This window comes from Halobellus rufus, assembly GCF_000739575.1.
GTDB classification, from domain to species: domain Archaea; phylum Halobacteriota; class Halobacteria; order Halobacteriales; family Haloferacaceae; genus Haloquadratum; species Haloquadratum rufum.
Genome location: NZ_BBJO01000014.1, coordinates 221,571 through 233,587, shown reverse-complemented (window position 1 = coordinate 233,587; position 12,017 = coordinate 221,571). Strand labels below are relative to the sequence as shown.

Annotated in this window: 9 protein-coding genes and 2 pseudogenes; 5 read left to right on the top strand and 6 right to left on the bottom strand. The window is 66.2% G+C overall.

The features are described from left to right. Window positions 1-153 precede the first annotated feature (153 nt). Window positions 154-321 carry a hypothetical protein gene (locus ACP99_RS20450; RefSeq protein WP_197052382.1) on the bottom strand — a complete coding sequence of 56 codons (168 nt, stop codon included), beginning with the start codon at window positions 319-321 and terminating at the stop codon, window positions 154-156. 135 nt (window positions 322-456) lie between these two features. After that, window positions 457-900: a VOC family protein gene (locus ACP99_RS07660; RefSeq protein WP_049986024.1), complete on the bottom strand. Its 444-nt coding sequence runs from the start codon at window positions 898-900 to the stop codon at window positions 457-459. A 264-nt stretch (window positions 901-1,164) separates the two neighbouring features. Between ACP99_RS07660 and ACP99_RS07655 the strand changes: the two are divergent. Continuing rightward, a pseudogene (locus ACP99_RS07655) lies at window positions 1,165-2,759 on the top strand (anthranilate synthase component I family protein). Further along, window positions 2,756-3,328: an anthranilate synthase component II gene (locus ACP99_RS07650; RefSeq protein ID WP_049986023.1), complete on the top strand. Its 573-nt coding sequence runs from the start codon at window positions 2,756-2,758 to the stop codon at window positions 3,326-3,328. Before ACP99_RS07655 ends, ACP99_RS07650 begins: the two are co-directional and overlap by 4 nt. Before the next feature lie 30 nt (window positions 3,329-3,358). On the opposite strand, the gene ACP99_RS21185 is transcribed toward ACP99_RS07650, so the two are convergent. From ACP99_RS21185 to ACP99_RS07640, 3 genes and pseudogenes are all read right to left on the bottom strand, one after another. Further along, entirely contained in the window at window positions 3,359-4,219 is an 861-nt protein-coding gene (locus ACP99_RS21185) for a BCCT family transporter (RefSeq protein ID WP_269319660.1), read from the bottom strand. A gap of 119 nt (window positions 4,220-4,338) precedes the next feature. Beyond that, window positions 4,339-4,929: pseudogene (locus ACP99_RS21180) on the bottom strand (BCCT family transporter); the annotation flags it as partial. Between the two features lie 369 nt (window positions 4,930-5,298). Then, window positions 5,299-6,540 (bottom strand): NAD-binding protein, encoded by a 1,242-nt coding sequence (locus tag ACP99_RS07640; RefSeq protein ID WP_049986022.1) that lies wholly within the window; start codon window positions 6,538-6,540, stop codon window positions 5,299-5,301. Between the two features lie 192 nt (window positions 6,541-6,732). Between ACP99_RS07640 and ACP99_RS07635 the strand changes: the two genes are divergently transcribed. From ACP99_RS07635 to ACP99_RS07625, 3 genes are all read left to right on the top strand, one after another. Further along, window positions 6,733-7,143, top strand: a complete 411-nt coding sequence (locus ACP99_RS07635; protein ID WP_049986021.1) for an EamA family transporter — start codon at window positions 6,733-6,735, stop codon at window positions 7,141-7,143. Between the two features lie 128 nt (window positions 7,144-7,271). Next, window positions 7,272-7,652 (top strand): Rid family detoxifying hydrolase, encoded by a 381-nt coding sequence (locus ACP99_RS07630; protein WP_049986020.1) that lies wholly within the window; start codon window positions 7,272-7,274, stop codon window positions 7,650-7,652. Window positions 7,653-7,793: 141 nt separating this feature from the next. Further along, on the top strand, window positions 7,794-9,623 hold the full coding sequence (locus ACP99_RS07625; protein WP_049986019.1) for an aldehyde ferredoxin oxidoreductase family protein: 1,830 nt from the start codon (window positions 7,794-7,796) through the stop codon (window positions 9,621-9,623). Window positions 9,624-9,718: 95 nt separating this feature from the next. Here the strand turns inward: ACP99_RS07625 and fdhF are convergent, their stop codons facing one another. Then, complete coding sequence (gene fdhF / locus ACP99_RS07620; RefSeq protein WP_049986018.1) at window positions 9,719-11,833, bottom strand: formate dehydrogenase subunit alpha; 2,115 nt, start codon at window positions 11,831-11,833, stop codon at window positions 9,719-9,721. Window positions 11,834-12,017 lie beyond the last annotated feature (184 nt).

Below are 12,017 nucleotides of genomic sequence, written 5' to 3'. Positions count from 1 at the left end.
TGGAGGGGGTGTGTCGTCGGCTCGGATTATTCGACCGTACGCTACCCATACTGTCGAAACGGATCTCTCACACCCAACCCAGCGTGAACCGCCTCGAAAATTCGCATCGAAACCGCCGACGTGACGTAATCTCCGGAAAACGGCGCGTCGTGGTTACTTGTTGTACGTGTCGGGGATCAGGACGACGCCGTGGCGCCTGACAAACCGACCGACCACCGTCTCGATACGGTCGAGGGCCGTCGAGATCGACGACGCCGGGAGATAGAAGTCGGTCTCTTCTGCAGCGGTTCGCGTTCGTTCGAATTCGTTGGCTGTTGCCATCGTACCTACTCTTTGGGACCACACGTACCTGAGGCTTTGTCAGTACTCGTTCGGGTATTTTTACATCTCATCCATTGTTAACGGTTTATATTGAATGAGTTCCCAATATCTGTGTCTATCTGAGACGGAACGAAGTCACGTCGAGAGCACTTCGACGAGATTCCCTTCGGGATCGCGAACGAAGAAAATCGTCGTTCCGGATTCTGTGGTCTGTGGTCGGCTTATCGTTTCGACGTCGTCGGAAAGCGAGTCGTAAAACCCGACCACGTCGTCGACAGTGAGTCCGATGTGCGTCGCTCCCGCCTGATCGAGGCGTGACTCCGCTCCCCCCTCGTCGTCGGTACCATCGGGAGATCCACCGGTGGACTCGTAGGAGACCAGTTCGATTCGGACGTCTCCCCCGTCGAGATGCACGAACGAGGCCTCCGCACCCTCGATCCCAACTCCCTTCGCGAAGGCCTCTCCGCCGACCGTGAACCGAGCGAGCTCCGGTAACCCGAGCGTATCGCGGTAGAACGCGACGGACCGTTCGAGATCGTCGACAGTGACGCCGACGTGATGTGCCGTCAGTTCGGACATAACGAATCTGCGAGCCTCCGAGTGAAAATCCCATCGAACGGTCGACTCGTACCCGAACAGATCACACACAAAACCATCAGAAAATCTTTACTTACCTCGTATTTGCTGGAGCCCACCCGAACGTCTCGATGTGAAAGGATATCTCATCACACAAGCTGACCCAAGCTGTCCGGTCACGCAAGATTTTTTCGTGTATACGATCCACCTCCGATAGAAATTGCCGGGTCACGTCCCGTGACCGTCGGCGGGAGTACTTCGTATCAGATGAGCGAAACCACGGTCGTAACCGAGCGAGAGGAGTTCCTCGAGACCGCGGCCTCCGCCCCCGACGGGGCCCGCGTTCCGGTCGAGGTTCGAACAGTGGTCTCTGACCCGTTCGATGCGTATCGGCGTGTTCGTCACGACGGCGCGGACGGCGTCTACCTCGAAACGACGGGCGGACAGTCGGGATGGGGCTACTTCGCCGTCGATCCGATCGAGCGTGTCGACGTCTCCGCCGAGCCGGACGCATCGTTCGGTGAAACCCCTACCATCGACACGATCGACTCGCTGCTCGATCGCGAGTCCCTCGTTCGTGGCGACTGCGAGGTACCCTACCCTGCGGTGCCTTCGGCTGGCTCTCCTACGACGTGGCCCGCGAACTGGAATCGCTTCCCGACACCACGGCGGACGACGGCCTCCCCCGACTCCAACTCGGCGTCTTCGACCGCGTCGTGGCGTGGAAAGAACCCCGCGAGGACGACGGCGTCGAACTCCGGATCACGACGTGTCCCGTCGTCGGCGACGACCACGAGGCCAGCTACGAAGCTGCTCTCGATCGGGCGCTCGATATATCCGAGGCCGTCCACTCGGAACCGGAAACGATACCGAGCCCTCCGGTGAGCGCGAGCAGCGCGACCTTCGAGAGCGAGTGCGGGGAGTCCGCGTTCGCCGACCGGGTTTCGACGATCAAACGCCACATCCGCGACGGCGACACCTTCCAGACGAACGTCTCCCACCGCCTCGTCGCGCCGGCGGCGGTCCACCCGGTGGATGCGTTCGACGCGCTCCGGCGGGTCAATCCCGCGCCGTACTCGGGACTGCTCGAGTTCCCGGGTGTGGACCTCGTCAGCGCCAGCCCGGAACTGCTCTTGGAGGTCGACGGCGACCGACTCGTCACGGAACCGATCGCCGGAACGCGCCCGAGGGGCGAGACGTCAGAGGAGGACGCCGAACTGGAGGCGAATCTGCGCTCGAACGAGAAAGAGCGCGCCGAGCACGCGATGCTCGTCGACCTCGAACGCAACGACCTCGGGAAGGTCAGCGAGTACGGCACCGTCGAGGTGTCCGAGTACCGCCGGATCGATCGGTATTCGGAGGTGATGCACCTCGTGTCGCTCGTCGAGGGCGTCCGCCGCCCCGAGACGACGATCGCAGACGCCGTCGCGGCGGTGTTCCCAGGCGGGACGATCACCGGCGCGCCGAAGCCGCGGACGATGGAGATCATCGACGAGGTCGAGGCCACTCGTCGGGGACCCTACACCGGCAGCATCGGGATCTTCGGGTTCGACGACCGGGCGACGCTGAACATCGTCATCCGCACGCTCGTCCGCCGCGGCGACGAGTATCGGCTCCGCGTCGGTGCGGGAATCGTCCACGACTCGGTCCCCGAAGACGAGTACCAGGAGACCCTCGACAAGGCGCGAGCGCTCATCACCGCCGTCGACGAGGCGCTCGGCGCGCAGGCCTCTTTCGCCGTCGAGGGCTCCGAACGAACAGAATCGAGCGGATCCGACCAGACAGAATCGGATGGATCCGAACGAACCGAATCGAGAGGGTCCGAAAACCCGCGACCACTGGAGGTGGACGAGTCGCGATGATCCTCATCGTCGACAACTACGACTCGTTCGCGTACAACCTCGTCCAGTACGTCGGCGAGTTCGCGGACGTCGCCGTCCGCCGCAACGACGCCATCGACGTGTCCGGGATCCGGGATCTCGATCCCGACGGTATCGTCGTCTCTCCCGGGCCGGGAACGCCGCGGGACGCCGGGATTTCGATGGACGTGTTCTCGGAGACCGACTATCCGGCCCTCGGCGTCTGTCTCGGCCACCAGGCGCTCTGTGCGGTCCACGGCGCGCCCGTCGGCCACGCGCCGGACGTCGTCCACGGAAAGCCGTCGCTCGTGCGTCACGACGGCGGTCTCCTCTACGAGGGCGTCGACGAGACGTTCGAGGTCGGTCGGTACCACTCGCTGGCTGTCGAACCCGGCTCCATCCCGGACGTTCTCGTCGAGACCGCCGCGACCGACGACGAACAGGGGGTCGTGATGGGCGTCGAACACAGGGAGAAACCCCATTACGGCGTGCAGTTCCACCCCGAGAGCATCCTCACCGACGCCGGAAAGCGGATCGTCGAGAACTTCTGCCGGTCGATCGCGACCGCCTGAGCCGTCACGCTCCGGCGTCTTCGACCCAGATCACTCCTCTCTGTCTCCGGGATCGACGTCGTGATGCAGTTGAATCGCGGGGAGACGCCCTCTCACGCGACTCACCAGCGACGTGTGGCCCCGTCCGCGCTCTTCCCGGACGCACGCGAGGGCGAACCCGACCATCGCGACCAGTGCCAGCACGGCGAACGGCGCGCCCGTGAGCACCGCCAGGGCCTGGAGTGTCTCGCCCCCGCCGACCAGCACGACGCCGAGCGCGACGGCGGCTTGAAACGCGCCCCAGAGCGCGATTCCTCCGCGTGAGGGTGCGACGCCGCGACGGGAGGCCAGGATCGCCGCGATCATCGTCGAGGTGTCTGCGGATGTGACGATGAACACGACGATGAGCCCCAAAAAGAGGAATATCAGGACGTCGCCCAGTGGCAGCCCCGAGAGCAGCGGAAAGCCGGCCACGGCCTCGGTCCCGCCTCTCGCCTCGACGGCGGCGAGGACGTCGACCACCCCGCGGTGCTGCATCGACAGCGACGTCCCGCCGACGACGAGGAACCACGCCATCGTCGCGGCAGACGTCGCTCCGACGGTCGTCAACACCACGGTCCGGATGCGTCGGCCGCGCGAGAGCGCCGCGAGGAACGTCCCGGCGAACGGGGCCCACGAGAACCACCACGCCCAGTTCCAGATCGTCCAGTCGGTCACCCACGCCCCCGAGGAGCGGAGGCTCATCGGTACGAAATTGACTAGGTAGGAGCCGATAGCGCCGCTGCCGCGGTCGACGACGAAGGACCGCGGCCCGACTGCGACCAGCAGAACCGCGAACACCGCGAACAACACGACACAGACCGCGGCGATCCGCCTGATCCCGCGGTGTAGCCCGGTGACCGCCGACAGCACGTACACGACGGCGAGTCCGACGGCGAACAGCACGGGCGCGATCGGACCCGCCGTCCGCTCCAGTGGAACTCGACGCCGGTCAGAAACTGCTGGGAGACCAGCGCCATCGAGGTCGCGATGCCACCGATTGTCGCGAACACCGCCATCGTGTCGACGACGCGGCTCCACCGGGAGTCGAGGCCGTCGACGCCCAGAAACGGTGTCAGTATCGAGGAGACTCGCAGCGGCGCGCCGCGTTCGAAGACGAAGTACGCGATCGGGACGCCGACGACCGCGTACGCGCTCCACGCGCTGACGCCCCAGTGAAAGAGCGCGTACGTGAGTGCAGCGTCGATCGCGGCGTCCGACTGCGGGGCGACGTCGAAGTACGGCGGCGGCGACTGATAGTGAAAGAGCGCTTCGGCGGGCCCCCAGAACACGATCCCCGCAGCGATGCCCGCGGTGAACACCAGCGCGAAGTACGTCGGAAACGTGTAGGCCGGTTCGACGTCGCCGCCGAGTCTGATGTCACCCCACGAACCCAACACCAGAAACGCCGAGAACCCGACCGCGAGCAACACGGTCCCGACGAGCACCGGACCGAACCCGCGAAGGACGACGTCGGTGACGAGTTCGACGCCCTCGGTGGTCGCCGCGGGCGCGCCCGTCTGGAGGGCGAAGTAGAGCGCGAACACGGCAACCGGCAGTCCGAGGACGACCGGATCATGCATCCTGACGAGATTGGAGACGACTGACCACAGCGACTCTCGACGGATGTGAAGCAGCGATCCCGCGCTGGAACCCTCAGAGCGGACTTCCTCGTAGGGCAGCGCCGCGAGGTATCCGAGCCCGGAGCCGAAGAACAAGAGCGACAGCAGGAGCCACGAGCGGCCGCCGAGCGCGTCCGCGACGATCGAGGGGAAGAAGAACCCGACGAGCACGACCGCTCCCGCGCCGACGAACGTCAGCGAGAGCACCCGGAGCAGCAGCCGTGGCGACTCGGTCCCGTCGGATCCGCTCATATGTGGGGTGTTAGCACGAACTGCTATTATTCTGTTGCCGGCGGGAACCCGAATCGAGGCGATCGATAGCTCTGTACGTCACTCGGTGGATCCCCGGTTTGTCGTTCCCTCAGAAGCCGATTCCTCGCTCGCTTCCGGCTCCGTATCGAGCAGTGATTCGCCCAGTAACCGCCCGCCGATCGCGCGCAGGTCGATGATCTCGTCGGCACCGACGGCGGTCAACTTCTCCACGTGCGTCTCCTCGTTCGCGACGGCGACGACTCTCACGTCGGGGTTGACGTTTCGGGTCGCCAACACGGCGAGGACGTTGACGGCGTCGTCGTCGCTCGCGACGGCCACGCCGCGCGCCACGTCGACTTGCGCGTCTCGAAGCGCGGACTCGTCGGTCGGATCGTCCGTCAGCACCTCGACGCCGGCCTCGGCGAGTTCTGCGGCCACGTCGGCGTCGGCAGTCACGACGACGACGTCGGTCTCGTCGCCGACGCTGTCGAGGAACGATTCTGTCACGTCGCCGGACCCGAGCACCACGACGTGGTCCTCGAGAAGTGAAAGCTCTGATGCGGTCATTGTTCCGAAGGCTGCCGCCATCCGCGATTCGATCGCCGGGCCGATGAGCGCGCCGACGGCGACGGTGAACGCGCCGGTTCCGAACAGGATCACCGACAGCGAGAACAGTCTCGCTTCGAGCGTGACCGGCGTGATGTCCCCGTAGCCCACCGTCGCGATGGTGACGACGACGTAGTAGAACGCGTCGCCCCAGCCGTTCAGTTCGAGGAACTGCCCGCGAAGCCCGTACGCGCCGACGGTCCCGTAGAGACCGACGCCGACGATGGCCGCGAGCGATGCGATCTGCAGCGACGAGAGGTCGATCCGCTGCTCGAACCCCTCGCGGTTGAGCACGAGCAGCGGTATCGCCGAGAGACTGAGGACGAAGAGCGGGAGTTCGGTCGCCCGACCGGTCACGAGCGGCAGCAGCACCAGGCCCGGAAGCAGCGCCAGTCCGACCCGCCAGGCGATCCGCTTTCGCCGCTGGAGACCGACAGTGACCAGCCCCAGCGGGAACGCGAACAGCACGCCGGCGAACCTCGCGAACCCCTCGGCCATCGGCAGGAACGCGGCCAGTGGTCCCTCGACGATCGGGTCGGGTTGACTGAGGTTCGAGAGGCCGGTCACGAACGCCAACACGGTGATGACGCCCATCAGCGCGACCGCCGATTTCGCCCCCGTGAACTCCCGCCACGCGACGAGCGGGACCCTGTCCGCCGGGTAGAACACCTCCTCGAACGGACGCTCGTCGGACTGTCCCTGTGAGTCAACCACTATCAGACATACTCGAACCCGGAATAAAACTGTACTGTCAGTTAACCTACTAATTGTGGTTCATCGGCACTCTGATTGACCCCGTTTTCGAACAGTCCGTATGCACATCGGACTGCTATCAGCAGGCGGATCGGGTTTGGACTTCGCACGGATCTCTTCGTGGTCGAGCAGCGGTAATCTGGGGGATCCCGCGTGAACCCGGCGATCGTCTTCGGCCTCGGGACGATGCTCGCGTGGGGGTTTTGGATCACCTTCGGCGACGTCGCCTCCAACAGCATCGATCCGGAGATGGCGGCGTTCGTCTCCTATCTCACGGCGACGATCGTCGCCGGGGTGTACGTGGTCGCCTCCGACGCGTCGGTGGCGGTGACCAACCGCGGGCTTCTCTACTCGGCGGTCGCCGGCGTCGCGGCTGCGATCGGCGTCCTCTCGACGTTTATCGGCGTCACTGTCGGCTCGACGGCGATCGTCTCGACGATCGGCGGGATGTACTTCGTGACCGCCGCGGTGATCAGCATCGTCGCGCTCGGCGAACCGCTCTCGATGCAGAAGGCGGCCGGAATCGGGTTGGCGCTCGTCGCGATCGTCGTCATCAATCAGTGAGGCTCGACGCTGCGTCTGTCCTCCAAGACGACGCCGGTCGACACGATCTCTCGGTCTCCCTTCACGTTGTGTGGCGTCCGATCCGACCAACCGAGTTTTAAGTCGGTCGGCTGGATACCCCGAACCGTATGAAGCGGACTATCAGCACGGACGACGCCCCGGCCGCAGTGGGCGCGTACAGTCAGGCGACGACCAACGGCAGCCTCCTGATCACGGCGGGGCAGCTCCCGCTGACGACGGACGGCGAACTGCTCGACGACGAGTCGGTCGCCGTCCAGACGCGACAGTGTCTCCGGAACGTCGAGGCGATCCTCGAGTCCGAGGGGCTCTCGCTGTCGGACGTGTTGAAGACGACCGTCTTCCTCGACGACATCGACGACTTCGACGAGTTCAACGAGGCCTACAGCGAGTTCTTCGAGGAGGAACCGCCGGCCCGGAGCGCCGTCGGTGCAGGTGCGGTTCCGAAGGGCGCGGCCGTCGAGATCGAGGCGATCGCGACGACCGAGTGAGCCCGCCACCGCGGGTGAACCCGGATCACCCGTTCGACTCTCCCCCAATTTAATCCCGTTTTTCCGCCGTCTGCGTGCTCTGCTCGCCGAGACGACCCATAACAAACGCTTAATGAGTCTGCGTCTGCTAGCCTCTCCCGAATGACCGACGGGTCCTCATCTCACGTCCTCCACGTCGACCTCTCGGCGGGAGCGGTGCGCCGGGAGCCGCTTCCCGAGCGGTGGCTCGCCGAGTACGTCGGGGGGAAGGGACTCGGCGCGCGCTACCTCTACGATCGGCTCGACCCGGGGACGGACCCGCTCGGAACGGACAACTACCTGCTGTTTATGCTCGGCCCGCTCTCGGGACTGCTCCCGGGTGAGCCCCAGTTCGCGGCGATCACCCGCTCGCCGCTGACGGGGACGTTCCTCGACTCCTACAGCGGCGGGAACTTCGCGTCGTCGCTCGTCGGCGCGCTCGACGGCGCGCTCGGCGTCGCCGTGACCGGCGCGGCGGACGAACCGAAAGTCCTCGAAATCGAGGGCGGCGAGGCGACGCTCTCCGCCGCTGACGAACTCTGGGGTCGCGACGTCGTCGAGACCTGCGACGCGCTCGACGGCGCGGTCGCCTGCGTCGGCCCGGCGGGCGAGAACCGCGTCCGCTACGCGACGATCGCCTCCGACGGCGGCGACCACCACGCCGGTCGCGGGGGCGCGGGGGCGGTGATGGGCGCGAAGGGGCTGAAGGCGGTCGTCGCCCGCGGGGCCGTCCCGCAACCGAATCCGGAAGTCGCTGCGCTTCAGTCGACGTACGAACGCCGCTTCCGGGAGACCGACGTCGGCCGGTGGCACGCCGCGAGCGCGACGCTCGAAACCGTCGATTTCGCGGACGAGGTCGGCGTGCTCTCGACGCGCGGCTGGCAGGAGGGCTCCTTCGACGGCGCGGATCGGATCGGCATCGACGCCGTTCGCGAGGCGGCGCACGATCGCGAGCGCGGCGAGGAGAGCGAGATCCCCGGCGGCTTCCGCGTCGATACCCCGACGGGCGAGTCCGTCCCTCGGGGTGCGACCCCGATGTCGCTCGGGGCGGGGCTCGGGATCGACGACTTCGACGCGGTCGCCGCGCTCGGGCAGACCTGTGACCGCCTCGGCCTCGACGTCATCAGCGCGGGCAACGCCGTCGCGTGGACGGTCCGGGCGGCCGAGACCGGCCTCGTCGACCCCGCCGACGACCTCGGTCTCGAAACTGCGCTCGACTTCGGCGACGAGCGGGCGGCCCGCCGACTCATCGAATCGATCGCACGGCGCGGTTCGGAGCTCTCAGACGTCCTCGCCGACGGCGTCGACGCCGCGGCCGACCGCCTCGGCGGGACGGAACTGGTGCCGACGATTAAGTCGATGGAACTGCCCGCGTACGACCCCCGCGGCGCGCCCACGATGGCGCTGGCGTACGCGACGAGCGATCGCGGTGCCTGCCACAGGCGGTCGCTCCCCGCCGAAACGGAGGTATTCGAGGGCGACTCCTGGGACGACACCGACCGGGTTCGGCTCGTGATACGCGAACAGACCATCTCGGCGGTGCTGTGGAGCCTCGTCGCCGACGACTTCGCGGGCGCGGTTCTCGAAGACGATCTCGGGGCGGAGTGGCTCGCCGCCGTCGACTCGCCGGCTCCGAGCGACCCCGCGGAACTCCTCCGCGTCGGCGAGCGCGCGTGGACGCTGACGCGGCTGTTCAACGTCAGAGAGGGGTTCGACGCGGCCGACGAGACGCTCCCGTCGGTCTTCGAGCGCCCGCTCTCGGGCGGGCCCGCCGCGGGCGAGGCCATCGACACGGACTGGTTCGACGGCCTGCGCCGCCGCTACTACGCGGCCCGTGGGTGGAACGAAGAGGGGATTCCGACGCGCGAACTACTCGACCGACTGAACCTCTCGGACGTCGTCGACGACGACACGCCCGTCGCCCGCGGTTCGATCGCGCGTCCGAGCGACTGAGCGGCCAGATGGCCCTGCTGGTGTGACCGCTGTCGTTCTCCGATTTCTGCTACAAAAAATGAGCGTCCCGTCCGGAAACCCGCTTCGGGGACCTATCAGTCGTCCGCGGGTGCGTTCTCGGATCCGCTCGGCTCGACGCCGACCTCGATCTCGGCCGCGGCGGCCTTGTACTCGGGGATCTTCGCCCGCTCGTCGAGGACGTCGTTGGTGAGTCTGTTCGCCGATGCGGCGGCGAAGTGCGGCGTCGTCCAGATGACGCCTTCCTTGATGTCCTCGGTCACGTGCGCTTCGAGTTCGATCTCGCCGCGGCGGGACTTGACTTTGATCGTCTCGCCGTCCTCGATGCCGTAGCGCTCGGCGTCGTTCGGGTGGACGTCCACGAAGTTCTCCGGGTACTGGTTGTTGAGCCGCGGCGACCGGCGACTCATCGTCCCGGTGTTGTAGTGCTCTTCGAGGCGCGCGGTGGTGAGGATGAGCGGGTACTCGTCGTCGGGCACCTCCTTCGGGGGCTGGTGGGTGACGCCCTCGATGTGGCCGAGTCCGCTCTCGGTGTCGAAGCTGTCCTCGTAGAGGAACTGGTCGCCCTCGTCGCCGGGCTCGTAGCAGGGCCAGTGGATGCCCTCTTCGCCGAGCGCGTCGTAGGTCATCCCGTGGTAGCTCGGGCAGACCTGTCGAAGCTCCTCGAAGACCTCTTCGGGGGTGTCGAAGTCGAAGCCCTCGCCGAAGAGGCGCGTGCCGACCTCACAGAGGATCTCGAGGTCGTGCTTGGTGTTCTCGTGGACCTTCTCCACGCCGCGCATCCGCTGGACGCGACGGTCGGTGTTGGTGACGGTCCCGCCGCGCTCTGCCCACGTCGTGGCCGGCAGCAGCACGTCGGCGTACTCCGCGGTCTCGGTCATGAAGATGTCCTGAACGACGAGGAAGTTGAGTTCGTCGAGCAGGTCGGCGACGTGGTTCGCGTTGGGCTCGGACATGATCGGGTTCTCGCCCATCACGTACATCCCCTGGATCTGCTCGCCGATCGCGCCGGTGATCTCGACGTTCGTCAGGCCGGGCTCGTCGGGGATCTCGAATCCCCAGACGTCCTCGACGCTCTCGCGCGCCTCGTCGTCGTCGACGAGCTGGTAGCCGGGCAGGACGTTCGGCATCGCGCCGACGTCGGAGGTCCCCTGCACGTTGTTCTGGCCGCGCAGCGGGTTGACGCCGGTGCCGGGCCGGCCGAGGTTGCCGGTGATGAGCGCGAGGTTGATCTCGTTTTGGACGTTGTCGACGCCGCAGGTGTGCTGGCTCATCCCCATCCCGGTGAAGATGGCGGCGTTGTCGGCCTTCGCGTACTTCTCGGCCGCGAGTTCGATGTCTTCGAGCGGGACGCCGCACTCCTCGGCGGCGGCCTCCTTGTCGAAGTCTTCGAGCGTCTCGCGGAGGTGCTCGATGCCCTCGGTGCGCTCCTCGACGAACTCCTCGTCGACCCAGTCGTTCTCCAGCACCGTCTTGAGGACGATGTTGAGGAGCGGGATGTCGGTGCCGGGCTCCAGTTGGAGGTGCTGGTGGCGCTCGGTCTCCTCGATGTCGAACGAGCGGGTCGTCTTGTTCGCGTGGGGGTCGACCTGAATGACGGTCGCGCCGTCGAGGACCGCCTGTCGGAAGTAGTTGCTGTTGGCGATGGGGTGCTGTTCGGCGGGGTTCGCGCCCTGGATCCACAGCACGTCGGCCTCGTTCTGGAGGTCCTCCATACTGTTGGTCATCGCGCCCGCGCCGAGGCTCGTCCGGAGCGCCCAGACGGTCGAGGCGTGGCACATCCGCGTGCAGTTGTCGACGTTGTTGGTGCCGTAGCGTCGCGCGAGCTTCTGGAGGAGGTAGTTCTCCTCGTTCATCGTCTTCGAGGAGCCGAAGAAGCCCATCGCGTCGGGGCCGAACTCCTCTCGGATCCCCTCCATCTCCTCGACGATGCGCTCGTAGGCCTCCTCCCACGTCGCCTCGCGGAACTCGCCGTCCTCTTTGATCTGCGGCGTGGTGAGTCGGTCCTCGTGGTCGACGACCTGCGTCGCCGCGCCGCCTTTGATGCAGACCCGGCCGTCGTTGACCGGCGCGTCGCCCCACGGCATGAAGCGCATATCGCTGGGCTCCTCGCCGGGCATCACTTGGATGCCGCAGCCGACGCCGCAGTACGGACAGATCGTTTTCACCGGTTCCTGTTCTTCACTCGACATACTGTGTTCCCTCCGCGTTGTGGCTCATCTCTGTTCGAATCCTTCCCTGCCAAGCGTATGAATCTTTCTCACATACCTCAGCCGAGAATCCCGGACGAAAGCGTCAGGTCGCCGTTTTACCCGGAATACAAGTAATGACCAGCGGTGAAAAACCGTGCTCGATACGCCGCCGTCGACGGGCGTC